Here is a 24,096-nt window from a genome sequence, read left to right as displayed (position 1 = left end):
CGGGCAGTTTTGACTATTTGGCTGCCGGTTTGGCAGGCAGTACGACGGCCTGGCGGTCGCGGGCGGCAGTCAATTCCGCCTGCATCTTGGCCTGGTCCGCAGGCGCCATGGCGGTGCCTTCGCGGGACGTGGGCAGGTCATGAACCGGCAGATAGGTCCCCACCTCGGCTGGCCGCGCCGGAGCGCCCGCAGGCGTACCCACCATGGGCAAGTCGGCGATGGTCGAGGCGCAGCCGCCAAGGGGCAAGCCAAGCGCCAGCGCCAGCAGGGCGGCAGCTGTCGCCGCTCGCCCGCTGCGACCACCGATCGCCCTGAATGAGCCTCTACGCGTCACGCCACAACCCACATCGCATTAGAATCGATTTCGTCCCTATCGCAACGCACCATCCAACCAATCTGGTCACAAAGGATTAATGCCGGGAGAACAAGCTACAGGCTTGGATCTTCAATATGACGGAAGCAAGACCCAAAGCCAAAGATATGACGCGGTGCAGCACATCGAATCCTGCGGCAATCCGCGAACTGTGCCATCATCGATTTGCGTGGTGACGTTCCGTTGCCCGACTGGAATGAAGCTGTTGTTGCGCCATGACTGAAGTTGCCGCCGACGTTAAAGCTGCTGACGACAAGACGGGCGACAAGGGCGCCAAACCGTTCAATCCCGAAGCTTTTGCGCTCAACATGGCCAAGGCCATGGAGAATGGCGGCAAGGCTTTGGCCGCCTATCTGCAGCCGCGCCAAACCGGCGAGACTGTCGACAAGCCGCCGAACGAGCTGACGGAACTGATCAAGACGTTCAGCGTCGTTGCCAATTACTGGCTGTCCGACGACAAGCGCGCCGCCGAATTGCAGATGAAGCTCGGCAAGGCCTATCTCGACCTCTGGGGATCGGCGATGCGCCGGATGGTCGGGGAAGCCGCCTCGCCCGCCATCGAGGCACTGCCGCGCGACAAGCGCTTCAGCGATCCTGAATGGAAATCGAACCAGTTTTTCGATTTCGTGATGCAGGCCTATCTCTTGACCACGCAATGGGCCCAGGACCTCGTCAAGAATGCCGAAGGTCTGGATGCGCATACCCGCAAGAAGGCAGAGTTCTACGTCCAGCAGATCACCAATGCGATGGCGCCGTCGAACTTCGTGCTGACCAATCCGGAAGTGCTGCGCGAAACCGTCGCGTCGAACGGCAGTAACCTGATGCGCGGCATGACGATGCTTGCCGAGGACATCGAGGCCGGCCACGGCTCGATCCGCATCCGCCAGTCCGACCCGAAGAATCTCGAAGTCGGCGTCAACATGGCGACGACGCCGGGCAAGGTGATTTTCCAGAACGAGGTGATGCAGCTGATCCAGTATCAGCCGGCAACCGAGAACGTGCTGCGCACGCCGCTTCTGATCGTGCCGCCCTGGATCAACAAGTTCTACATTCTCGACCTGAAGCCGGAAAAATCCTTCATCAAGTGGGCCGTCGATCAGGGCGTCTCGGTGTTCGTGATCTCCTGGGTCAACCCCGACAAGCGCCTCGGTGCCAAGACGTTCGACGACTACATGAAGGAAGGTCCGCTGACCGCGATGGACGTGATCGAGAAGGTCACGGGCGAAATGACGGTCCACACCATCGGCTATTGCGTCGGCGGCACCCTGCTCGCCTCGACATTGGCCTGGCTGGCCGAGAAGCGCCGCGTCCGCGTGGCATCAGCAACTTTCCTGGCCGCGCAGGTCGACTTCACCCATGCCGGCGACCTCATGGTGTTTGTCGACGAGGATCAGATCTCGGCGCTGGAAAAGGATATGCAGGCGGCGGGTGTGCTGGAAGGCAGCAGGATGGCCATGGCCTTCAACATGCTGCGCTCCAACGACCTGATCTGGTCCTACGTGGTCAACAACTATCTCAAGGGCAAGCCGCCCTCGGCTTTCGATCTGCTGCACTGGAATTCCGATGCGACGCGGATGCCGGCGGCGAACCACTCGTTCTATCTGCGCAACTGCTATCTCGAGAACAAGCTCTCGACCGGCAACATGATCCTCGACAACACAAGGCTCGATCTCTCCAAGGTCAAGGTGCCCGTCTACAATCTCGCCACCCGCGAGGACCACATCGCGCCGGCGCAATCGGTGCTGTACGGCTCGCAATTCTTCGGCGGCCCGGTGAAATACGTGCTGTCCGGCTCCGGCCACATCGCCGGCGTGGTCAATCCACCCGCCTCCGGCAAGTACCAGTACTGGACCAACGAGAATACCAAGGCCACCGATCTCGCTGACTGGATGAAGACCGCGCAGGAACATGCGGGCTCGTGGTGGCCGAACTGGCGTGAATGGCTGACCGGCATCGATGGCGAGGAAGTCCCTGCCCGCCCTGTCGGCACTGACGCGTACCCCGCGCTGGAAGATGCGCCGGGTAGTTACGTGCGGGTGCGGGCATAACGGCTCGCGTGCTCCGGGCTCAGTTGGCGTTGTCACAGCAAACGTCTATGGTTTCGGCCAACGTGCGTCGCATCCCACTTGCGGCGTGCGTGTTTTGCAGGACCATCTCCGCGTTTTCCGCGGAAATTTCGACCGAAAGGATACCCGGATGACGCGCGAATTGTTCTGGCTGACGCTGACCGTGATTCTCACCGGCCTGCTCTGGGTGCCCTATGTGCTGAACCGCATCATGGTCCGCGGCGTTACCGGCGCGATGGCCAATCCGTCGCGTAATGACAAGCCTCTGGCCGATTGGGCCAACCGGCTGCTGTTCGCCCATGACAACGCGGTCGAGAACCTCATCGTCTTCGCCCCGCTGGTGTTGATCCTGAACGCTGCAGATGTTTCGACCCCGACCACTGTTCTGGCCTGTGCCGTCTATTTCTGGTCGCGCGTCGTGCATCTGATTGTCTACACACTGGGTCTGCCCGTCTTCCGCACGCTGGCCTTCCTTGTCGGTTTCTTCGCTCAGGCCGTGCTCGCCATCGCGATCCTGCGGATTCCGTACTAACGCCCCTTCTCGCTAGATTGATGCAATGAACCACGCTGCCCCGAGTCTCGATCTCGTCGTCAAGGAAATTGCTGACGAGATGGCGCAGCGCACCGACCGCGGCGAGGTCGCGAGCTATATTCCTGAACTGGCCGGCATCGATCCCAACCAGTTCGGTCTTGTGGTGATCGATGCCGATGGTCAGGTGGCGGCCGGCGGCGATGCCGATGTGCCGTTCTCGATCCAGAGCATCTCGAAAGTGTTCACACTGACGCTGGCGCTCGGAATGGTCGGCGACCGGCTGTGGAAACATGTCGGCCGGGAGCCGTCGGGTAACCCATTCAACTCCATCGTCCAGCTCGAACGGGAGCGCGGCGTGCCGCGCAACCCCTTCATCAATGCCGGCGCCATCGCCGTCACCGATGTCATCCTGTCCGGCCATCAGCCCCGCGAGGCCATCGGCGAAATCCTGCGTTTCATGCAGTTTCTGTCTGGCGACAGCTCCATCGTGATCGATGAGACGGTTGCCGCGTCCGAGAAACGCACCGGCTTTCGCAACACCGCGCTGGCCAATTACATGAAGTCGTTTGGCGTGGTCGAAAACCCCGTCGACTTCACGCTCGGCGTCTATTTCCACCACTGCGCGATCGCGATGTCGTGCCGACAGCTCGCGATGGCGACGCGCTATCTTGCTTATTCCGGCCGCAATCCCTCGACCGGCCTCTCGGTGGTGTCCTCAGAGCGCGCGCGCCGTATCAATGCGCTGATGCTCATGTGCGGCCACTATGACGGTTCCGGCGAATTCGCCTATCGCGTCGGCCTGCCCGGCAAAAGCGGCGTCGGCGGCGGCATTATTGCAGTGGCGCCCGGCAAAGCGTCGATCGCGGTCTGGGCGCCGGGTCTTGACCAGCACGGGAATTCGCATCTCGGCCGCATCGCCCTCGAAGCACTCACGAAACGACTGGGCTGGTCGATCTTCGGCGTCTGACAAAAGTCTCTACGAACGCTGGTCAGCGCCCCATAACAAGAGGGCCGAAACATCATTGTTTCGACCCTCAATCACTTCAAATCTCCCGTGCACTGCGCGACGCCTCTGCCTGATGCTCGCCATCAGTGTTCTGTGGTCCGCTTGGCGTCCTGGATGGCGGCCTCGTGATACCAGCCGTCGACGGCAACGGCCGGAGCGGTCTGTTGCACGCGGAACTGGCTCGGCCGTATGTCCAGCCGGCGCGGGCCGACCGATGCACGTCCGCCCACCGGAAACCGGTAGATCTTGGCAGTGTGTTGATGTGAGATATTCGTCGTCATAACGCTCACTTTTCCTTCCTGATCAGCTTCTCGCTCTGCGTTTTTCACGTCAGGTCTAGATTGTAACATCGGCGCACTTCTTTTGTGCCGATTGCTCCTTAAAAAGCAGGCGAATGCCGACATTATGCGCACGACGTGCCAATGCGCCTTTGGCGCGCATGCTTTGGCCGCGACAGGTTGGCGGCTCAACCGTCAAATGAGCGCTTGAAGGGCAGAAAAGTTCCTCGAAAATATCTCGTGCATCGGAATTGAGCATGAGCGTTCAAAGCCGCCGTTCGCTCTGCTGCTGAAAATCGCGAAAATACCGCCGATTCGAGATGGCGACGGTCCCGATTTACGCGATGCCAGGTCGGTATCCCCCGCCCGATGACCTTTTTACGACGCAGACGGTTGCGCCGCGGCAAATTGGCATATTACGTGCTTTACAAGCTGTGCCGCTGGGGGTGGATCCTGCATCCGCCCACCGGCAAGCTCAGGGCTCACGCCCTACGCATCGCCAACTTATGAGAGACCCGCATGACAAAGTATAAGCTCGAGTACATTTGGCTCGACGGTTACACGCCGGTTCCGAACCTGCGTGGCAAGACGCAGATCAAGGAATTCGAAGATTTCCCGACCCTCGAACAGCTCCCGCTGTGGGGCTTCGACGGTTCGTCGACCATGCAGGCTGAAGGCCACAGCTCCGATTGCGTGCTGAAGCCGGTTGCGATCTATCCCGATGCGGCCCGTGAGAACGGCGCCCTGGTGATGTGCGAAGTCATGATGCCCGATGGCGTCACCCCGCACGCGACCAACCGGCGCGCGACCGTCCTCGACGATGCCGGCGCCTGGTTCGGTTTCGAGCAGGAATACTTCTTCTACGAGAACGGCCGTCCGCTCGGCTTCCCCGAAGCCGGTTACCCGGCTCCGCAGGGTCCATATTACACCGGCGTCGGTTTCAAGAACGTCGGCTCGATCGCCCGCGAGATCGTCGAAGAACATCTCGACCTCTGCCTCGAAGCTGGCATCAACCACGAAGGCATCAACGCCGAAGTGGCGAAGGGCCAGTGGGAATTCCAGATCTTCGGCAAGGGCTCCAAGAAGGCCGCTGACGAAATGTGGATCGCGCGTTACCTGCTGCTCCGTTTGACGGAGAAGTACGGCATCGACATCGAATTCCACTGCAAGCCGCTCGGCGATACCGACTGGAACGGCTCGGGCATGCACGCCAACTTCTCGACCGAATATATGCGTACGGTCGGCGGCAAGGACTACTTCGAAGCCCTGATGGCCCAGTTCGACAAGAACCTGATGGATCACATCGCTGTTTACGGCCCGGACAACGACAAGCGTCTGACCGGCAAGCACGAAACGGCTCCGTGGAACAAGTTCAGCTACGGCATCGCGGACCGCGGCGCATCGATCCGCGTCCCGCACTCCTTCGTCAAGAACGACTACAAGGGCTATCTGGAAGACCGTCGTCCGAATTCGCAGGGCGACCCCTACGCCATCGCTTCGCAGATCCTGAAGACCATTTCGGAAGTCGCGACCGCCAAGTCGGCCGCCGCGTAAGCTGCACGACGCACTGAAATATGAACGGCCCGGATGAAAGTCCGGGCCGTTCTGTTGTTGGCTAACACCCATACCTTCAGCCGGGCTACAGCAAGACTGGTTGGTCAGATCCCCGGCGTCCCAACAAATAGCGCATCCAGCTCCTGCACCTTGGCCTGGCCTGAGAGCTTGACTGTGAGAATGAGGTCTCCGGTGTCTGCCGCCAATTGAACGGAATTGATCTTCAGCTTGTATGCGTCGGCCTGGCGCCGCAGGGCTTGCCCGGAAAGTTGCATCCCGATGTAGCCATTGAGCTGAGCGGTCACCGGTGCGATCTTCGACGCAATTACAGCGGCGATTTTGCGCTGCCACGCGTTGCGACCATCCCCGACAATGACGGTGCCGACGCTGAGTTTCACCGAGAGAGCCGTGTTCGAAATCAGGATGGGAATCGAGATCTGCGCCTGACCGCCAACCCAGCCGGTGAGGCAATCTGCGAAGTCTCCCGTCGTAGAGAGCACCAGCCCGTTCGGCAACGCCGTCGATCCATTGATCGAAATACTCTGCAGCCTGCCGCCGCCCTCTAATAGATCGCGGTTTTTGCAAACAATCTGCTTGTTGATCACCGGCAGCACGGTGTTCATCACCGCCTGGATGTCGCGGACCGCCGCGAATGCCGTCACCGAACCGGTGACAAGATCCGGGCCGAACTTTGTCAGTCCGAGATCGACGCCGCTGCTCAATCGCAATGTCCGATTGCCGATGACATCTCCGATGCCGATCTGAGCGAAGCTTTCGGCAGGCGCACCGAACAGAGCAACAATCACGAGCAACACGTTCCAACGCCAAGAATAACGCATACCCGCACCCCCAAAATGATTTTTCAAATAAACGACGACCGGTCGCATTTGACCGGGACAGTATAATATCCGAAAAATCTATCTATGGATGTGTTTCTGGTCAATGCCACTCACGCGTGATCGCAGCCAGCATGAGCGAGCGATATGCGAGTTACACGTTGAGTCTATTTCAGCCACAGCGAGATCAACAAGTCAGATCACTCACCGCGTAATCTATCGTCATGGCCAAGCTAAAGCGCGAAGCGCTGCTTCGCTAGATGTCCCGGCCATCCACGCCGGTCTTGCTGAAGACATCACGCCTCACGAAGACTTGCTTTACGGGAACATCGCCGGCTGATCGATGCCCAGCGTCTCGGCAAAGCCGAGTACCAGATTCATGTTCTGCACCGCCTGCCCCGACGCGCCCTTGGTCAGGTTGTCCAGCGTCGAGACGATGATCGCACGGCCCGGGATACGATCCGCAGCAACGCCGATGAAGGTCATGTTGGAGCCGCGCACATGCCGCGAATGCGGCGTCTTGCCGAATGGCAGGATGTACACGAACGGCTCTTTCTCATACTGCTTGACCAGTACGTCGTGCATGTCCTGTGCCGTCTTGCCCCGCCGCCCCCGCACATAAATGGTCGAGAGGATGCCGCGATTCTGCGGCAGCAGATGCGGCGTGAAACTCACGACTACGTCCTTGCCCGCAGCCTTTGAAAATTCCTGATCGAGCTCCGCCATGTGCCGGTGATGGCCGACACCATAGGCGTTGAAGCCTTCGGACACTTCGGAGAACAGCATCTCTTCCTTTGCCGAACGCCCCGCGCCCGTCATGCCCGATTTGGCATCGATCACGATCTCATCGGTTTCGATCGCGCGCGCTTTCAACAACGGCACCAGCGGCAGGATCGCGCATGATGTGTAGCAGCCGGGATTGGCGATCAGGCGCGCCTTCTTGATATCGCGCCGATAGATCTCGACGAGGCCGTAGACGGCTTCCTTCTGCAGTTCGAGCGCGTGATGCTCGTGGCCGTACCACTTCGCATAGGCGGCTGCGTCCTCGAGCCGGAAGTCGGCTGACAGATCCACCACCTTGGTCTCAGGTGCCTTGGCCAGCAGATCCTGCAGCACCTTCTGCGTGGTCGCATGCGGCAGCGCGCAGAACACCAGATCGAGGCCGATGGTCGTCCAATCGACGGAGTCGATGCTGACCAGCGTCGGCAGCTCGTAGGGGGCGAATTGCGGGAACACATCGCCCATCGCCTGCCCGGCGCGCCGGTCGGCCGTCAGCAGCACGAGATCGACCTTGGGATGGCGCAGCAGCAGCCGCACCAGTTCGGCGCCGGTGTAACCAGACGCGCCGAGAATGCCGATTTTCTTCTTCGTGCTCATCACATCGTTCCTTCGAGGGCCGTCGCAAAAAGCGGGGCGAGGTCGACGCCCACCCTTACTCTCAATCCAGGCCGAGCATCAGCCGCATGTTCTGCACCGCTGCGCCGGACGCACCCTTGCCGAGATTATCGAGCCTGGCGACGAGAACCACTTGGCGATGCCTGTCGCTGGAAAACACATAGAGTTCGAGCATGTTAGTCTCGTTGAGCGCTTCAGGCTCAATCCGTCCGCGCGTGATCGCCGCGGCATCCATCGGCACCACAGACACAATGCTGCTCGCGGCGTACCATTTGACCAACGCGGCGTGGAAGTCGGCGGCATCAGGCTTGCCGGGCAGAGCATCGAGATGCAGCGGGATCGAGACCAGCATGCCCTGTCGGAAATTGCCGACCGACGGCACGAAGATCGGCCGCCGCGTGAGATGCGAATAGAGTTGCGTCTCCGGCACGTGCTTGTGCTCAAAGCCGAGGCCATAGAGTTCGAAGGCCGGCGCGGTGCCGTCCTCAAAACTTTCGATCATCGATTTGCCGCCGCCGGAATAGCCGCTCACCGCATTGATGGAGACAGGATAATCCGCCGGCATCAGCCCGGCATCGATCACCGGCCGCAGCAGCGCGATCGCACCTGTCGGATAACAGCCCGGGTTCGAGACTTTCCGGGCAGCGCGGATCTTGTCAGCCTGATCCGGCGCCAGTTCGGCAAAGCCGTAGGCCCAGTCGGGCGCAACCCGATAGGCCGTCGAGGCATCGAGCACCTTGGGGCCTTTGGTCCCCATGCTGTCGATCAGCGCGACAGTCTCCTTCGCCGCATCGTCCGGCAGGCACAGGATGACGAGATCCACTTCCTCCATCAGCGCCAGTTTTGCGGCTGGATCCTTGCGCTTCTCGGGGTCGATGTGTTTGACGGCCACGACGCTCTGATGCGCGAGACGCTCGCGAATGCCGAGCCCGGTCGTTCCTGCGGCGCCATCGACGAATACGGAGGGCGTTGCCGAGATCCCGCCAGCCGCGCCAGCCTTTGCCTGGATAGTGCTCATCACATCGTTCCTTCGAGACTCGCCATAACATTCAATTGTGACACATCATCCGCGAACAAATGCGGACGCAGTGCTTGCATTTCTGTGGCCAGCAACTGCGCGCCGGCATCGGGCTGCTGCCCCAACGCGCTCGCGACAGCCACGTGATCCACGTCGGACTTGTGCTGATTCAGTTTGAAGCTGCCTTCAACCTCTTCCACCGACATCACCAGACCGACAATCGCCTTCTTCATCGCCTCCAGCCGTCCGGCCGTCATCTTCGCCGACGTCCAGACCGGCTTGGGCGCGAGCCAGCTTTCGAACCTTGTGCTCAGCGCGTCAAGGTGGGGGCCGAGTTCGCCATCGGACAACAGCCGCACTGTCCCCGTCAGATGCACGGCCTGATAGAGCCAGGTGGGCACCTGGTCCGGCGAGGCATACCAATCGGCCGAGACATAGGCATCCGCGCCATTCACGGCCATGACCCATGGCGACGCACCGTCAGCCAGTTTGACCAGCGGGTTATGCCGCGCCACGTGAAAGGCCACACGCGGCGTGCCGTCATTGCCATAATCGAGACAGAACGGCAGTGCCGAGGCGATCGGCTTGCGGCCGTTCCACGAACAGACCGTGCCGAATCCACGCGACTCGGCGAACGCCAAAGCTTTGGTGCGATCGGGCTGGAATTTGGGCGGCGTATACATGACGGGCTCCTGCTCTGGTGAGGGGCCGTCGGATCAGATCGCGCTTCGGGGGAATGACTGCCGCGGACCGGATCCGGCGGCAGTGAGAGATCGAAACGCTTAAGCGCGCATATCTCCACCTGCCGCGAGAATGCGGCGGCGGCGGGCGATGATGCTGGTCGCAAGGTTGATCATGGGCGCGGTCATAGGGCCGCGCCCGCGATCCGTCAAGATCGTCAGAGCACAGACCTCAGAGAACCGGGCTCCACGGCGCCGGCACCACGCGGTAGCCGTTGCCATCCTTCTCGACGAAACCGTTGGCCGGGAACGGATAGTGAAAGCCCTGCACCCGCATCCTGTCGGCCACCAGCATGTCATAGACCTTGTGACGGGTGGCCGCGGCCTGCGCCGGGTCCTGATCGAACATGATCTGCCAGTCCGGATGGGTGGCGAACAGCGCCGGATGGTTGGTGACGTCCGACTGGATGAAGAGCTTGTCCGATCCGGACGACAGCACATAGGACGTATGGCCCGGTGTATGTCCGATCGAGGCGATGGCCAGCAGCCCCGGTGCGACGTCCTTACCCCACTCGTAGGGCGTGACCTTCTTCTTCAAACCGGCCTCGAACACCCGCCGGTTGTTCTTGAACAGGCCCGTCATGCGATCACCGGTGGCGCGGCTCATTTCGCCATCATCCATCCAGAACTTCCACTCAGTTGCCGGCACCAACACTTCGGCATTGGGAAATGCCAGCACGCCGTCCGCCGTCAGCAGGCCATTCACATGATCGCCGTGGAAGTGCGAGATCACGACCATGTCGATCATCCTGGGATCGATCCCCGCCGCCATCATATTGGTAGCGAACTGACCGACATTGCCCTTCGTCGCCGCAAAGGCGCCGGGACCGTTGCCGGTGTCGATCACCACAAGCTTGCCGCCGGTGTTGATCACCAGCGGCGCATAGAAGTTCGTGATCTGGTTTGTCGGCAGGAATGCCTTGGCCAGTGCGGCGTTGATGTCATCACGTTTGGCGTTGGGGATATAGGTGTCGGCCAGCGGAAACGTCGCCGCGCCATCGGATATCGCATTCACCTGAATGTCGCCGACCTTGTAGCGATAGAAACTCGGTGCCTGCTTGTCGGCCAGTGGCGCTGTCGCCTTTGCCGGAGCAGAAGAAAGCAGTGGCGTCGCTGCGAGCGCCGCGGCGCCGGTCAGTACATGCCGTCGTGACAGATGCATGAGGTCTTCTCCCATCGCTTAATGTGGTCGCTGTTGGCGCGACTCCGGCACGGAGACTGGCACGACGCGATGACGGAGGCGATGGGTTTTCGCGGGAGTAGCCGGCCTGCGCTGCAGCGCAGGCCGGGAATGGTCAGGGTTTCGTTTAGATCACGGGGCTCCACGGCGCCGGCACCAGCCGATAACCACTGCCATCCTTCTCAACGAAACCATTCGCCGGGAACGGATAGTGGAAGCCCTGCACCCGCATCTTGTCGGCCACCAGCATGTCATAGACCTTGCGGCGCGTTGTTTCCGCCTGTGCCGGATCCTGATCGAACATCAGGTGCCAGCCGGGATTGGCGACGAACAGCGACGGATGGTTGGTGACGTCGGACTGAATGAACAGCTTGTCGCTGCCGGACGAGAGCACGAACGAGGTATGACCCGGTGTGTGGCCAATCGACTCCACAGCGAGCAGGCCCGGCGCGACGTCCTTGCCCCACTCATAGGGCGTGACCTTCTTCTTCAGCCCATCGTTGAAGAGCTTGCGGTTGCTGGCGAACAGACCCTTCATGCGGTCATTGGCGGCCTTGGCCATCTCGCCATCGTCGTTCCAGTACTTCCACTCAGCGGCGGGCACGAGCACTTCGGCATTCGGAAACGCCGGCGAGCCGTCGGCTGCGAGAAGGCCGTTCACGTGGTCACCGTGGAAATGCGAGATCACCACCATGTCGACATTCTTGGCGTCGATGCCGGCAGCAGCCATGTTGCTGGCGAACTGGCCGACATTGCCCTTCGTCGCCGCGAACGCGCCGGGACCATTGCCGGTGTCGATGACGACCAGCTTGCCCCCCGTGTTGATGACCAGCGGTGCAAAGTGGATGGTCATCTTGTCCTTCGGCAGGAAGGCCTTGTCGAGCGCCGCGTTGACCTCATCCTTCTTGGCGTTGAGCACGAAAGTATCAGCCAGTGGAAAGGTGCTGGCGCCGTCGGAAATCGCATTCACCTGCGCATCGCCAACCTTGTAGCGATAGAAGCTCGGCGCTTGCTTGTCAGCCGGCGGCGCTGCGGCTTTGGCAGAGCCTGTGGTGAGCAATGGAGCTGCGGCAAGCGCAGCGGCTCCAGCAAGGGCGTGACGGCGTGACAGGTCCATGATGCAGTTCTCCGATTGAAGCTAGTGGCATGCGCAAGACGGGCAGGTTCGGGCGGACGTATCTACCAGCCTATGATGACTTCTGCGAGTTGCCGCGGCATACGGACGCCGCGACATGTCAGCCCGTTCAACACCCGGACACGGCGGTTATTCCCCCGCCGGACTACTTCAGTTTCCAGAGCCATTCCACGGTCATCGACAGGCCGTCGCCGAACATGAGAAGCGCGCCCGACCAGATAAAGGCCGAGGTGAAATTGGCAACCTGAAAGCGCCAATACGGCATTTCGAAAATGCCGGCAGCCAGCGGCACCGACGCCCGCAATGGACCGAAGAAGCGGCCTATATAGATGCTGGGTACTCCCCACTTCTTCACGAACGCTTCGCCGCGCGGAAGCAGCTCGGGAAATTTGGACAGTGGCCAGATCTGGGCCACATGATCCTTGTATTTGAAACCGAACCAGTAAGAGAGCCAGTCGCCGAGCGCCGCTCCCACGGCTCCGGCGATCAGCACAGGCCAGAAGCTGATGCCGCTTGCGCCGACCAGGGCCCCGATGGCCACCAGCGCGCCCCAGGCCGGCAGCAGCAACGAGATGAAAGCGAGCGATTCACCGAAGGCCAGCAGCAGAACGATCGGCGCCGCCCAGACCTGATTCTGGCGCACGAATTCGATCAGCCCGTGCATCCAGCCTTCCATATAGAGATTGTTCCTTTACGGCTCTGGCGCCGGCCTGATCGGCCGTGAACCGCTTTAACCTTCAAACGCCCGCGACAGGTAATCCGGCGGCACCGATCACATCAAGTCACAACATCATCTGAGGGCCGATAGCCGCGGTGCGGACGTCCACCGGTAAATTTGTACCTTTTCCCGGCTTCTGTGTCCAAGGTCAGACCGGCTTACCCAATGGCCATTCTGTACCGCCGTTCGGCTCACTTCCCGCCCTGCTGTCAAAATAAGAACTCAAAGGATCGAAGGTGATCGGATCGCCGATGATGTGCGTGAGTGTGCTGGTATTGCTGATCGGCATGGTTGCCGGCATCGTGATGGGCATTCGCCAGGACTTCCTGCTGAGCCCCGCGCATGCGCATCTCAACCTCGTCGGCGGCGTGCTGCTGTTCCTGTTCGGGTTGTACTACCGCCTGATGCCCGCTGCCGGACGCTCGCTACTGGCCAAAATCCAGGGCTCCTTGCACATCGTCGGCGGCATCATGTTCCCGGTCGGCATCGGCATCACTTTGCTCGCCAACCATGCCTATATGGCCATTCCGATCGTCGGCTCACTGATCATGCTGGCGGCCATGGCCCTGTTCGCCGTGATTGTGCTACGCACCGAGCGCTCAGGCACCGCCTGATAGCCCCGAGGTCGCAGCCACATTGCCAACCTGAACGTGGCATAGTCACAGCAACGATTCGCCGCGCCATGCGCGGCGCCACCCGAGACAAGACTTTAAGACATATGGCCAAGGCACAGAAATCAAACGCGAAAGCTGATCTTTTCGGCGGCGCCAACGCGCCAAAATCGGCTGCCGCACCGAAGGCGTCCACCCGCTCCGCCACTGCCGAGGACGGCTACACGGCGGCCGATATCGAGGTCCTCGAAGGCCTTGAGCCGGTGCGGCGTCGCCCGGGCATGTATATCGGCGGTACCGACGAAAAGGCGCTGCATCACCTTTTCGCCGAAGTGATCGACAACTCGATGGACGAGGCGCTGGCTGGCCATGCGACCTTCATCGAGGTGGAACTGACCGCCGACGGCTTCCTCTCGGTGTCCGATAACGGCCGCGGCATCCCGGTCGATCCGCATCCGAAGCATCCGAAGAAGTCCGCCCTCGAAGTCATCATGTGCACGCTGCATGCCGGCGGCAAATTCGACTCCAAGGTCTATGAAACCTCCGGCGGCCTGCACGGCGTCGGTGTCTCCGTGGTCAACGCCCTCTCCTCGCTGCTCGAGGTCGAGGTTGCGCGCAACCAGCAGCTCTACAAGATGACGTTCGCCCGCGGCATTCCGCAGGGCAAGCTTGAGGATCTCGGCAAGGTTCATAACCGACGCGGCACCCGCGTGCGCTTCAAGCCGGATACCGATATCTTCGGCGCCAAGGCAGCCTTCAAGCCGCAGCGCCTGTTCAAGATGGCGCGCTCCAAGGCCTATCTGTTCGGTGGCGTGAAGATCCGCTGGAAGTGCGATCCGGAACTGCTCAAGGGCCTCGAGGACACTCCGGCCGAGGACGAATTTCACTTCCCCGGCGGCCTCAAGGACTATCTCGCTGCGGCGATCCATGCCGATACGCTGGTGCATCCGGAAATCTTCTCCGGCAAGTCAGGCCGCAACGGTGCCCATGGCGCCTGCGAATGGGCTGTAGCCTGGACCGCTGACGCCGACGGCTTCATGTCGTCCTATACTAACACCGTGCCGACGCCCGACGGCGGCACCCATGAAGCCGGCATGCGCAGCGCCATGCTGCGCGGCCTGAAGGACCACGCCGAACGCGTCGGCCAGGGCAAGCGCTCCGGCACCATCACTTCGGAAGACGTGATGGTCGGCGCCGCCGTGATGCTCTCGGTGTTCGTGCGTGAGCCGGAATTCCAGGGCCAGACCAAGGATCGTCTCGCAACGGCCGAAGCCCAGAAGATCGTCGAACAAGCCATCAAGGACCCGTTCGACCATTGGCTGTCGGGCAATCCCGTGCAGGCCAACAAGCTACTCGAATTCGTGCTGGAACGCGCCGACGAGCGTCTGCGCCGCCGCGCCGAAAAGGAAACCTCGCGCAAGACTGCGGTGAAGAAGCTGCGCCTGCCCGGCAAACTGGCCGACTGCACCAACACGGCAACCGAAGGCTCCGAGCTGTTCATCGTCGAGGGTGACTCGGCCGGCGGCAGCGCCAAACAGGCACGCGATCGCAAGACCCAGGCCATCCTGCCGCTGCGCGGCAAGATCCTCAACGTCGCCTCGGCGACCAAGGAAAAGCTGACAGCGAATGCGCAGATCAGCGACCTGATGCAGGCAATCGGCTGCGGCACCGGCGCGCATTACCGCGAAGAAGACCTGCGATATTCGCGCATCATCATCATGACCGACGCCGATGTCGACGGCGCCCACATCGCTTCACTGCTGATCACCTTCTTCTACCGGCAGATGCCAAAGATGATCGATGAAGGGCATCTCTATCTGGCAGTCCCACCGCTCTACCGCCTCACCCATGGCAGCAAGACGGTCTATGCGCGCGATGACGCACACAAGGATGCGTTGCTGAAGAGCGAATTCAACGCCAATGCCAAGGTCGACGTCGGCCGCTTCAAAGGCCTCGGCGAAATGATGCCGGCGCAGCTGAAAGAAACCACCATGGACCCGGCGCGGCGCACCTTGCTGCGCGTGCAGCTGCTGCCGGAAGACCGCGACGGCACCGCCGACTCCGTTGAGCGCCTGATGGGCACCAAGGCCGAAGCCCGCTTCGCCTTCATTTCGGACAAGGCGGAATTCGCCAACGAGGAATTGCTGGACGTTTAAAAGCTCGTTTCTCGGACGCGCTCACGCTTCAGAAATCATCGGGCGCGTGCCGAGAGCGATCTTTTATTCCCTGCGTAGTCACCGTCCCTCGCGGCCCGGCGTGCGCACGCCAGCGATCAGGATATCGACGAGCCGCTTCGCACTGGCTTCCCAGTTCGGGCCGGCACTGACATTGGCCACGCCGGCCAGCGCCCGCAACATGTCGAGCGGATCGAGATCAAGACGGATGTCGCCATCGGCAACGGCGCGGTCGACCAGCATGGCCATCGCAGTTTTGATTTGCGCACCAGCATCCGCATAGAGGTCCGACGTACCGCCGACGATCGAGCCCAGCACGCCCGCCATCAATTGCTTGGTCGCGATGTGATCGACGAAGATTCGCATCCAGGCGCGCAAGGCCTCCACCGGGGGGTGCGTGGCCGCAAGTTCCGCAGCGGCTTCGGCAAGTCGCTGGGTCTCGTTGCGGTAGACCGCCTCGACCAGCGCGTCACGGGTCGGGAAGTGGCGATATAACGTCCCGATTCCGACGCCCGCGAGCCGCGCGATTTCCTCGAGACCGGCCGCTTCGCCCTTTTCGGCGAACGTCGCCTTTGCCGTTTCCAACAGCCGCTGACGGTTCCGCTGTGCGTCGATCCGGGGTCCGCGAACGGCCTTCGGTTTGGCCTCCTGTGCCATTTTATGGTCTCCCCTTGATAAACGGAGGAAGCCTCCGTATTTAAACGGAGACGGCCTCCACTTATACTCTCAAAGCGCGGTTCGACAAGGCTCGATCGGCTCGGAGGCGCATCGCGCCCAACACAAGGAGTTCCCTATGGCTTCACCTTTCAATGCCACTTCCACCACCGACGACGTGCTTGCTGGCGTCGATCTCCGCGGCAAGCGCATTCTGGTCACCGGCGTCTCAGCTGGGCTCGGCGTCGAGACGGCGCGCAGCCTGGCCGCCCGGGGCGCGCAGGTGGTCGGTGCCGCCCGCGATGTCGCCAAGGCGGAAGCTGCGACCGCGCAAGTGCGCGCCGATGCCACCGGCGGCGGTGGACTCGAACTGATCGCACTTGATCTCGGCTCGCTGGCCAGTGTCCGCGCTTGCGCCGACACGCTGGTCGCGGCGGGCCGCCCGTTCGACCTGGTGATCGCCAATGCCGGCGTGATGGCGCCGCCATTCGGCCTCACCGTGGACGGCTTCGAGACTCAGTTCGGCACGAACCATCTCGGTCACTTCGTATTGGTCAACCGTATCGCGTCACTGCTGTCGCCTACCGCGCGGTTGGTCAACGTCGCCTCGTCCGGCCATCGTTTTGCCGACGTCGATCTCGAGGATCCCAATTTCACCAAGGGGTCCTACGAGCCGTTCATCGGCTATGGCCGCTCGAAGACCGCCAACATCCTGTTCGCCGTCGAGTTCGACCGGCGGCATCGGGCGCGTGGCGTGCGCGCCACCGCGCTGCATCCCGGCGGCATCAAGACAGAACTCGGCCGCCACATGGGCGACGCCACGATCGATGCCATGATTGACGGCATCAATGCCGAACTCGCTGCCGAGGGTAAACCGCTGTTTCGATGGAAGACTATTCCGCAGGGCGCTGCGACTTCGGTGTGGGCCGGCGTGGTCGCCAGCGCGGACGAGATCGGCGGCCGCTATTGCGAGAACTGCCACGTCTCGGAGATCACCGAGGGGCTGATCAGCCCGGTCAGCGAAGGTGCGCGCGCTTACGCGCTCGATGCCGAACGCGCTAAGGCGCTATGGGCCAAGAGTGAGGAAATGGTTGGCGAGCGCTTCTGATCGCCCTACCGGAATAAAACTGCGGTGATGAACCAACGAGTTGGTTCGTCACCGCCATAGCTGGCGATTGAAACCTTTGGCTCCGTTCATCGTATCTATCTCATGCGCGCACCATTCCTCACTCTCGGCATTCTCGCATTCCTGGTCGGCAGCCTCTGGATCGGCCAGGGGACCGGGCTCGTGAACTGGCCGAAATCCAGTTTCATGATCAGCCAGATACAGTGGGCCTATTACGGCGCTGCCCTCGCCGCCCTTGGCGCCGGCCTGATAGGACTGGCGCTCGCACGGCGCTGACACCCTCTTCCATCTTCCCGCCAGTCTTGCGATGATCGGCCCCAGACGCGCCGCAGAACGCGTCGGAAATAACGCAATGCAGGGCGGATATCTTGACCAGCAATCTCTTCGACCTCACCGGCAGGGTGGCTATCGTCACCGGCGGCAATACCGGCATTGGCCTCGGCATGGCGCGCGGGTTGGCGAATGCCGGTGCCACCCTCGTGATCGCCGATCGCAACAGCGATAATGCCGCTCAGGCAAAAGCCGAACTCGATAAGTCCGGACATTCCGTACCCGCGCTGACGGCTGACGTCACCGACGCCAAGTCTGTCGCACAGATGGTCGCCGCGACATTAGACGCGTTTGGCCGCATCGACATTCTCGTCAACAATGCCGGCATCAGCATTTCCGCACCGATCGAAGAAATGGCTCTGGCCGACTGGCAGAAGGTCATCGACGTTAACATGACCGCGCCCTTCATCTGCGCGCAGGCTGTCTACCCGGCGATGAAAGCCGCGGGCCGCGGGAAGATTATCAATATCGCCTCAGTGTTGGCCACGCTCGGCGCCGGCGGCGCGGCGAACTACGCATCAAGCAAAGGCGGCATCCTGCAATTCACCCGCGCATTGGCAACGGCATGGGCTGCGGACAACATCCAGTCCAACGCGATCCTGCCGGGCTGGATCGATACCGATCTGACCAAACGCGCCCGGGAAATCCGGCCCGAACTGCATGACCGCATTATCGAGCGCGTACCGGCACAGCGCTGGGGCACCCCCGATGATCTTGCGGGTGCGGCTGTGTTTCTGGCCAGCGGAGCTTCGGATTTCGTGAACGGAGCCGCCCTCACCGTCGATGGCGGCTTTTCGATTCAAGGCTGATTCAATGAGGATAACACCATGACTGCAGGACTGTTCGATCTCTCCGGCAAAGTGGCCATCGTCACCGGTGGTAATGGCGGCATCGGGCTCGGCATGGCGCGGGGGCTGGCGAAGGCAGGCGCGACCATCGCTGTGGTTGGCCGCGATCAGACCAAATCCAGGGATGCCGTTGCGGAACTAACTGAAAGCGGCGCCAGGGCCATCGCCATTGCGGCCGACGTGACCGACAAGGCCGCTGTCGATGGCATGATTGCGCACGTGCTGAAAGAGCTCGGCCGCATCGACATCCTCATCAACAATGCCGGGATCAACATCCGAAAGCCGCCGCATGAGATCGCGCTCGATGAATGGGACAGCGTCATCAAGACCAATCTCACCAGCGCCTTCGTCTGTTCGCAAGCGGCGCATCCCGCGATGAAGGCCGCGGGCGGCGGCAAGATCATCAATATCGGCTCGATGCTGTCGATCTTCGGCGCGTCTTTCGCGCCGGCCTATGCCGCCAGCAAAGGTGGCATCGTCCAGTTCACCCGCTCCTGCGCGGTCGCATGGGCGCCTCACAACATCCAGTGCAACGCCATTCTACCCGGCTGGATCGATACCGAACTGACACAGAATGCGCGCCGCGAAGTCGACGGTCTGCACGATAAAGTGCTGGCACGAACGCCCGCCGGCCGCTGGGGCGCATCGGGCGATTTTGCGGGCATTGCCGTGTTCCTTTCGTCGCGCGCGTCGGACTTCGTCACCGGAACGGCAATCCCCGTGGACGGCGGCTTCTCCGTACAGGGATAGCCTCTCCTATGCTTCCGGCGATTGCACGTGTTCTGGTCGTACACCAATAGCCAGGAAGCGCGCGGTCAGTCCCTGCAGCGACGGAAACGCGCTGACCAGGCGCATGATCAGCGGCGGCGTCAGCGGCTCGCCGCCCTTGGCCAGTGCGCGGCTGATAATGTTGTTCTGCATCACGACCTGCATGCCCTGTGTTACGCGCATCGGGAATTCGCGGCGGCGACGCACCGCGCGGAGGTCCTCCTCGGTCACCGGTCCCTTCGCCAGCTTCGCCGCCAGCAGGTTGGCGGTCGCGACGGCGTCCTGCACCGCGATGTTCACACCGACGCCGCCGACCGGTGACATCGCGTGTGCGGCATCGCCGATGCAGAGCAGCCCCGGCCGGGTCCAGCGTTTCAACCGATTGATCGCAACGGTCAGCAGTTTGACGTCATCCCAAACTTGCAGGTCGCCAATATGCGCGCTCAGGATCGGCGCCAGCCGTGACGTCTCGGCGCGGAAAGCCTCAAGGCCACGCGCCTTGATCTCCTCATAGTGCCCTTTGGCGATTACATAAGCGCATTGCCAGTAATCGCCGCGATCGATGGTCACCATCATCTTGCCGGGCTCAAGCCGCGCGAACACGCTTTCGGTCTCTGGGCCCTTGGCAACGCGAAACCACAGAATGTCCATAGGAGCACCGATGTCTTCGACCTCCAACTTCGCCGCCGGCCGCACGATCGAATGCCGGCCATCGCAGGCCACGGTCAGATCGGCGTGGATCTCGACCGGCCCCTGCTCCGTGATGGCCTTGACGCCGACCACCTGCTCGCCCGACCAGATGAGATCGGTCGCCTCCGCGTTCATCATCACCTTGAGATGCGGATAGCGCTGCGCTTTGTCGCGCAGGAAATTGAGGAAATCCCACTGTGGCATGAAGGCGATAAACGGATATTTCGCGCTGGTGCGGCTGATATCCGCAATGCGCAGCTTATGCGTTCCGAAAAAGCCATCCATCTTCTGGATACGATCGTGCTTGATCTTCAGGAAGTCGTCGATCAGGCCAAGCTCGTCCATCACCTGCAGCGTCGACGGATGCACGGTGTCGCCGCGAAAATCGCGGAAGAAGTCGCCGTGTTTCTCAAGAACGATCGTATCGATTCCGGCGCGGCCAAGAAGATATCCGAGCATCATCCCGGCAGGCCCGCCACCGACGATGCAGCAGCGGGTGGTCAGAATAATCCCGTTCGCGCCTGTCGTCATTCGCTTCTACCAAGCCCCAAAGGCAACTTGAAGGAAGCTGCGGGCTTCCGCCAATCGAAAACGCAGCGTCTCTAGAACGACGGAATTGGCGTGCTCTGGAACGTCAGCATCTGCCAGCGATCATCATGACGGATCCAGACGACCGTTGTTCGGCTGTTGAGTTTTCTCAACTGCCCGTCAATCGTCACTTCACCCGTCATTCGGCCCGTTACAAGCGCTGCATGACCAACAATGCGGATATCCTGATCCAGAAAACTCAGCGTGTGATAACGGTAGTAATGATTGTCGAGCTTGGCGATATATTCAGCCATCGTGTCGACTTCGCCGTTCGAATGCGTGTAGGCGAGCTGTTCGGCAAAGAGGCCTTCGAGTTCGGGCACATCCGATCTCAACATCGCCGTCCGGCGACGTTCTTCAAGTTCTCTGATGTCATTGATATCGGTAGTCATAGTCATCGTCGGAAGTTCCTGATTTCCGACACGCTGCCGTCGCGAAAAGTCAGTTCGACCGAAACCGACTTCGTGCTCGCGGGGATCCTCATATAGGTCGATGCGTCATGCGGCACCGCCATCGGATCGCGCTGATCGCAGGGCGCCAGCTTCAGCACCTTGTCCGGCACGGTGCTGTCGAAACCGATGCGGACTTCGCGGATCGCACAGCGATATGACTGCAGATGCGTGTAATACATCAGCGATGAATTGCTGCGGCCGAGATCCAGCCAGCTCGACGCAGTCATGTCGAGGATCTTGCGTTGATCGCGGACGAGCGCTGCCTCCGGATCGAAGCGGATCGGAAACGGTCCCTGCATTTCACCATTCGCATCGACATAACGCAGATAGATCGTCGCGGCGGGCGCATCGCTGTCGAGCTGCATTGACGGGTTCGGCATCCGCTTGCGTGTGCGCGGATCGAGCGTATCCATAAAGCCGGTCTCGCGGAAATTGCCCGCCTCGCCCATCCGCCAGGAAATGCCGAGCGTCGGATCGGCAATCGAGAACATCACCGTCCAGCCACCATTATGGCGCGAGAAGCTGGCGATCGGGGCGTTCACTGCATCGTTGGCCGGAGGCAACGCCGGTACATTGACGGGCGGCAGGGCTGCGACCTGCTGCAGCGGCTCCGCCGGCCGCGCATCCGCCTGCTTGACCGCGAGGCCGTTGAGGAAAACATCGTCGACCATCTGGTCGAAATACACCGGTACCTGGCGGTGCTTCACGGTATCCGCCATCTCGCTGACCGTACGTCGGGTGCGCTGGGCGACCTGGACGAGGTTCAGCGCCGGCTCCTGCAACTCCTTGATGAAAGCGCGTGTGAACACCGAATTCGGATTGGTATCGTTATTCGACAGACGATCCAGCGCGGTCTGCCGCGGTCCCGCCGAGAAGATCGAGAACACACCTTCCGGCAACGTGGTCATCGGTGCGAGGCCGCCGCTGCCCGCCACCGCGCGGGTACCAGCCCGCTCGAACGGATTGTTGCGACAAGCATCAAACACCAGAATCGACGTCCGCGCGCCGCGCATCTGCAACCGCGTCACGATACGGTCGGCTAGGATCGCGGAGTCGCGCACCAGTTCTTCCTGGCCCTCGGTGGCCGCAGGGACGTCCGTCGGAAGCAGGAAATTCTGGCCGGCGATCTCGAAGCCGTGGCCTGCAAAAAAGAAGAACGCCGTGTCGCCCTTTTCGATCGTCGAATCGAAAGCGAGCAGCGACTGACTGAAGGCCTGCCGGGTCTGATTCTCGGCCACCATGACACTGAAGCCAAGATTCTTCAGGGCGTCGCCCATGCTGCGAGCGTCGTTCACAGCCTTCTGGAGCTTCGGCACGTTGCGGTAATCGTTGTTGCCAATGACCAGCGCCACGCGTTTTGCCGCAAAAGCTGGCGCCGCCGAAAGTGCTGTCGCTGCCAGCGCCGCCAGCAGGATCAAAAGCCGTCGCATTGTTCTATCCCCGCCCCGCCAGCGCATGTATCTGCATGGTGGCTCGACCGCGCCATTGTCTGCCTTGGTCGAGGCAGAACAGTGGCCGGTTCAAACCGAAGGCTAGTCGGTACCACCCACTTTGTCCTGCCTGCTCGGGCAGATTATCTGCCCGCCGATCGCAGCCTCGCTGCCACATTTTCCGCCTTAATCTCCGCTAGCCCGAGCCTAAATCAGAATCAGGAGACCACCGTGAAATCACTCATCCTCGCAGCCGCGCTGCTGCTTCCAACCATGGCGCTCGCGCAGGATGCGACCCCCGCCACCGCGGCGAAGCCCGCGGCTGCCGCCGCCAAACCGAAGCGCGCTCCGGTCGCCGTCAAGCCTGCACAAACAACCCCGGAAGTACTGGATATCACCCAGATCATCGGGATCCGCCAGGTAGACCCGGCGACCTATGAGGTCGATGCCCGTCTACAGAGCGGTAACGAGGTGCACCTGCGCATGAACGCCTTCGTCATGCAGAATCTCGGCATGCAACTTGGTACTTACGGCAAGTGATCCAGCGCTGGTATCCTGTCCAAGAACGCCAGTGGATAGGCCCGGTTCGGTAAATTTGTACGGAAATGCGCCGACCATGTCGGCTGGTACCAACGAGATAGGTGACGGCGCATTCTCACGAAGTCCTGTGGATAAAAGATGCAGAGCAAATCCTCGACATGTTTGCCCTGAACTATGCTAAGCGACATATTACTTACAAGCGTCGGACCATAATCCGGGGAGCCAGCTGATCAAACCGCTGCTCCTGCTTCAGGCACACCCATGTCAGGAAGCGCGTCTCAGGAGCTTTGCGTTCCGTCGTAGCTTCGCGATTTGAGGATGGGATTTTTTTAGACTGTAAGATTTCAGGCAGTTTTAATCACCCGCCCGAAGCCTGCTACGACTGGATACCTGACGACCAATGGCAAAGAAGATGATTACGCCCGGGCACGAGTTGCTGCTTCGGGTCAACAAGGCTTTCCTCGATCACGGCTATGCCGGTCTGTCGATGGTTGGCCTCGCCAGAGAATGCGGCTTCACGCAACGCGCCCTCTATTACTATTTCAGCAACAAGGAAGAGGCATTTCGTGCCGGGGTCGCCCATCGCAACCTAGTGGCGATCGCGCAGGCGCTCGAGGCCGGCCAGAAGCTTCGGGAAAGCGGCGGCAGCGCACTCGATATCTTTGCGGCGATCATCGACCTGAGATATGGCGAAACGCGCCGCATGCTGACCTTCTCGCCGCATACCGTCGAACTCAATGCGGAAGCCTTTCGACGCTGCCGCGACCTCATGATCGAGTCTGCCATTGCCTTTCAGCTCGAGCTGGAAAAGCTGATCATCGACTTTCATTACAGCAAGCTGCTGGTCCTGACCGGCCGTTTCACGGCCGCGCAGATCGCGCAGGCGCTTGCCGATGGTGGACGGGCTGTCAATCAGGCGCTCCCTCCGATCGCGGCGAATGACTTCTCGGCGCGCTATCGCCAGACCTGTGAGATGGTACTGTATGGCTGCGCGGTGGCGCCAACGCAGATCTGAGGGGCTGCGGTTCGCCGCATATTCTCCCTCTCGACTCAT

At 61.2% G+C, this 24,096-nt stretch carries 26 protein-coding genes; 12 read left to right on the top strand and 14 right to left on the bottom strand.

All coding sequences use genetic code 11. From position 1 onward, the window contains the following. Nucleotides 1-13: 13 nt before the first annotated feature. On the bottom strand, nucleotides 14-334 hold the full coding sequence (locus tag CIW50_RS21390; RefSeq protein ID WP_502707520.1) for a hypothetical protein: 321 nt from the start codon (nucleotides 332-334) through the stop codon (nucleotides 14-16). Between the two features lie 347 nt (nucleotides 335-681). Between CIW50_RS21390 and CIW50_RS21385 the strand changes: the two genes are divergently transcribed. The 3 genes from CIW50_RS21385 to CIW50_RS21375 all read left to right on the top strand — a co-directional run bounded on the left by CIW50_RS21385 (nucleotide 682) and on the right by CIW50_RS21375 (nucleotide 3,938). Continuing rightward, nucleotides 682-2,421 (top strand): PHA/PHB synthase family protein, encoded by a 1,740-nt coding sequence (locus tag CIW50_RS21385; protein ID WP_283808859.1) that lies wholly within the window; start codon nucleotides 682-684, stop codon nucleotides 2,419-2,421. Nucleotides 2,422-2,569: 148 nt separating this feature from the next. After that, a complete protein-coding gene (locus CIW50_RS21380) occupies nucleotides 2,570-2,971 on the top strand; it encodes an MAPEG family protein (RefSeq protein WP_149533204.1) in 402 nt (133 codons plus the stop codon). A 25-nt stretch (nucleotides 2,972-2,996) separates the two neighbouring features. After that, entirely contained in the window at nucleotides 2,997-3,938 is a 942-nt protein-coding gene (locus CIW50_RS21375) for a glutaminase (RefSeq protein ID WP_149533203.1), read from the top strand. A gap of 122 nt (nucleotides 3,939-4,060) precedes the next feature. Here CIW50_RS21375 and CIW50_RS21370 read toward each other — a convergent pair whose 3' ends face one another. Then, nucleotides 4,061-4,258 carry a DUF2735 domain-containing protein gene (locus CIW50_RS21370; RefSeq protein ID WP_149533323.1) on the bottom strand — a complete coding sequence of 66 codons (198 nt, stop codon included), beginning with the start codon at nucleotides 4,256-4,258 and terminating at the stop codon, nucleotides 4,061-4,063. Nucleotides 4,259-4,313: 55 nt separating this feature from the next. Further along, on the bottom strand, nucleotides 4,314-4,514 hold the full coding sequence (locus tag CIW50_RS21365) for a hypothetical protein (RefSeq protein ID WP_149533202.1): 201 nt from the start codon (nucleotides 4,512-4,514) through the stop codon (nucleotides 4,314-4,316). Between the two features lie 260 nt (nucleotides 4,515-4,774). On the opposite strand from CIW50_RS21365, the gene CIW50_RS21360 reads away from it, so the two are divergent. Further along, nucleotides 4,775-5,809 (top strand): glutamine synthetase beta-grasp domain-containing protein, encoded by a 1,035-nt coding sequence (locus tag CIW50_RS21360; RefSeq protein WP_149533201.1) that lies wholly within the window; start codon nucleotides 4,775-4,777, stop codon nucleotides 5,807-5,809. Between the two features lie 104 nt (nucleotides 5,810-5,913). On the opposite strand, the gene CIW50_RS21355 is transcribed toward CIW50_RS21360, so the two are convergent. From CIW50_RS21355 to CIW50_RS21325, 7 genes are all read right to left on the bottom strand, one after another. Further along, nucleotides 5,914-6,696 carry a hypothetical protein gene (locus tag CIW50_RS21355; RefSeq protein WP_149533200.1) on the bottom strand — a complete coding sequence of 261 codons (783 nt, stop codon included), beginning with the start codon at nucleotides 6,694-6,696 and terminating at the stop codon, nucleotides 5,914-5,916. A 267-nt stretch (nucleotides 6,697-6,963) separates the two neighbouring features. Beyond that, nucleotides 6,964-8,022, bottom strand: a complete 1,059-nt coding sequence (argC, locus tag CIW50_RS21350; protein ID WP_149533199.1) for an N-acetyl-gamma-glutamyl-phosphate reductase — start codon at nucleotides 8,020-8,022, stop codon at nucleotides 6,964-6,966. 61 nt (nucleotides 8,023-8,083) lie between these two features. After that, on the bottom strand, nucleotides 8,084-9,058 hold the full coding sequence (gene argC / locus CIW50_RS21345; protein ID WP_149533198.1) for an N-acetyl-gamma-glutamyl-phosphate reductase: 975 nt from the start codon (nucleotides 9,056-9,058) through the stop codon (nucleotides 8,084-8,086). Continuing rightward, nucleotides 9,058-9,741 (bottom strand): FMN-binding negative transcriptional regulator, encoded by a 684-nt coding sequence (locus CIW50_RS21340; protein WP_149533197.1) that lies wholly within the window; start codon nucleotides 9,739-9,741, stop codon nucleotides 9,058-9,060. The genes argC (CIW50_RS21345) and CIW50_RS21340 overlap by 1 nt, the downstream gene beginning before the upstream one ends. Nucleotides 9,742-9,970: 229 nt before the next feature. Further along, a complete protein-coding gene (locus CIW50_RS21335; protein WP_149533196.1) occupies nucleotides 9,971-10,960 on the bottom strand; it encodes an MBL fold metallo-hydrolase in 990 nt (329 codons plus the stop codon). Between the two features lie 145 nt (nucleotides 10,961-11,105). After that, a complete protein-coding gene (locus CIW50_RS21330; protein WP_149533195.1) occupies nucleotides 11,106-12,095 on the bottom strand; it encodes an MBL fold metallo-hydrolase in 990 nt (329 codons plus the stop codon). Between the two features lie 163 nt (nucleotides 12,096-12,258). Then, entirely contained in the window at nucleotides 12,259-12,789 is a 531-nt protein-coding gene (locus tag CIW50_RS21325) for a DedA family protein (RefSeq protein WP_149533194.1), read from the bottom strand. Nucleotides 12,790-13,082: 293 nt separating this feature from the next. On the opposite strand from CIW50_RS21325, the gene CIW50_RS21320 reads away from it, so the two are divergent. Both CIW50_RS21320 and parE read left to right on the top strand, forming a co-directional pair. Then, entirely contained in the window at nucleotides 13,083-13,445 is a 363-nt protein-coding gene (locus CIW50_RS21320; RefSeq protein WP_246664387.1) for a hypothetical protein, read from the top strand. A 104-nt stretch (nucleotides 13,446-13,549) separates the two neighbouring features. Beyond that, nucleotides 13,550-15,598 (top strand): DNA topoisomerase IV subunit B, encoded by a 2,049-nt coding sequence (gene parE / locus CIW50_RS21315; RefSeq protein WP_149533192.1) that lies wholly within the window; start codon nucleotides 13,550-13,552, stop codon nucleotides 15,596-15,598. A gap of 78 nt (nucleotides 15,599-15,676) precedes the next feature. On the opposite strand, the gene CIW50_RS21310 is transcribed toward parE, so the two are convergent. After that, entirely contained in the window at nucleotides 15,677-16,273 is a 597-nt protein-coding gene (locus CIW50_RS21310; protein WP_149533191.1) for a TetR/AcrR family transcriptional regulator, read from the bottom strand. Between the two features lie 136 nt (nucleotides 16,274-16,409). Between CIW50_RS21310 and CIW50_RS21305 the strand changes: the two genes are divergently transcribed. The 4 genes from CIW50_RS21305 to CIW50_RS21290 all read left to right on the top strand — a co-directional run bounded on the left by CIW50_RS21305 (nucleotide 16,410) and on the right by CIW50_RS21290 (nucleotide 19,324). Beyond that, complete coding sequence (locus CIW50_RS21305; RefSeq protein ID WP_149533190.1) at nucleotides 16,410-17,378, top strand: SDR family NAD(P)-dependent oxidoreductase; 969 nt, start codon at nucleotides 16,410-16,412, stop codon at nucleotides 17,376-17,378. Nucleotides 17,379-17,480: 102 nt separating this feature from the next. After that, nucleotides 17,481-17,672, top strand: coding sequence for a hypothetical protein (locus CIW50_RS21300; RefSeq protein WP_149533189.1), 192 nt, complete (start codon nucleotides 17,481-17,483; stop codon nucleotides 17,670-17,672). A 92-nt stretch (nucleotides 17,673-17,764) separates the two neighbouring features. Then, nucleotides 17,765-18,535 carry an SDR family NAD(P)-dependent oxidoreductase gene (locus tag CIW50_RS21295; protein ID WP_149533188.1) on the top strand — a complete coding sequence of 257 codons (771 nt, stop codon included), beginning with the start codon at nucleotides 17,765-17,767 and terminating at the stop codon, nucleotides 18,533-18,535. Nucleotides 18,536-18,553: 18 nt separating this feature from the next. Next, nucleotides 18,554-19,324 (top strand): SDR family NAD(P)-dependent oxidoreductase, encoded by a 771-nt coding sequence (locus tag CIW50_RS21290; RefSeq protein WP_149533187.1) that lies wholly within the window; start codon nucleotides 18,554-18,556, stop codon nucleotides 19,322-19,324. Between the two features lie 6 nt (nucleotides 19,325-19,330). Here CIW50_RS21290 and CIW50_RS21285 read toward each other — a convergent pair whose 3' ends face one another. From CIW50_RS21285 to CIW50_RS21275, 3 genes are all read right to left on the bottom strand, one after another. Next, a complete protein-coding gene (locus tag CIW50_RS21285; RefSeq protein ID WP_149533186.1) occupies nucleotides 19,331-20,563 on the bottom strand; it encodes an FAD-dependent oxidoreductase in 1,233 nt (410 codons plus the stop codon). 71 nt (nucleotides 20,564-20,634) lie between these two features. Then, nucleotides 20,635-21,018 carry a nuclear transport factor 2 family protein gene (locus tag CIW50_RS21280; RefSeq protein ID WP_149533185.1) on the bottom strand — a complete coding sequence of 128 codons (384 nt, stop codon included), beginning with the start codon at nucleotides 21,016-21,018 and terminating at the stop codon, nucleotides 20,635-20,637. After that, nucleotides 21,015-22,502: a caspase family protein gene (locus CIW50_RS21275; protein ID WP_149533184.1), complete on the bottom strand. Its 1,488-nt coding sequence runs from the start codon at nucleotides 22,500-22,502 to the stop codon at nucleotides 21,015-21,017. Before CIW50_RS21275 ends, CIW50_RS21280 begins: the two co-directional genes overlap by 4 nt. 231 nt (nucleotides 22,503-22,733) lie before the next feature. Between CIW50_RS21275 and CIW50_RS21270 the strand changes: the two genes are divergently transcribed. After that, nucleotides 22,734-23,042: a hypothetical protein gene (locus tag CIW50_RS21270; protein ID WP_149533183.1), complete on the top strand. Its 309-nt coding sequence runs from the start codon at nucleotides 22,734-22,736 to the stop codon at nucleotides 23,040-23,042. A 400-nt stretch (nucleotides 23,043-23,442) separates the two neighbouring features. Then, on the top strand, nucleotides 23,443-24,057 hold the full coding sequence (locus tag CIW50_RS21265; protein WP_149533182.1) for a TetR/AcrR family transcriptional regulator: 615 nt from the start codon (nucleotides 23,443-23,445) through the stop codon (nucleotides 24,055-24,057). Nucleotides 24,058-24,096: the final 39 nt, after the last annotated feature.

This window comes from Tardiphaga sp. P9-11, assembly GCF_008329525.1.
Lineage (GTDB): Bacteria > Pseudomonadota > Alphaproteobacteria > Rhizobiales > Xanthobacteraceae > Tardiphaga.
This window is presented reverse-complemented; position numbering and strand designations above follow the sequence as displayed.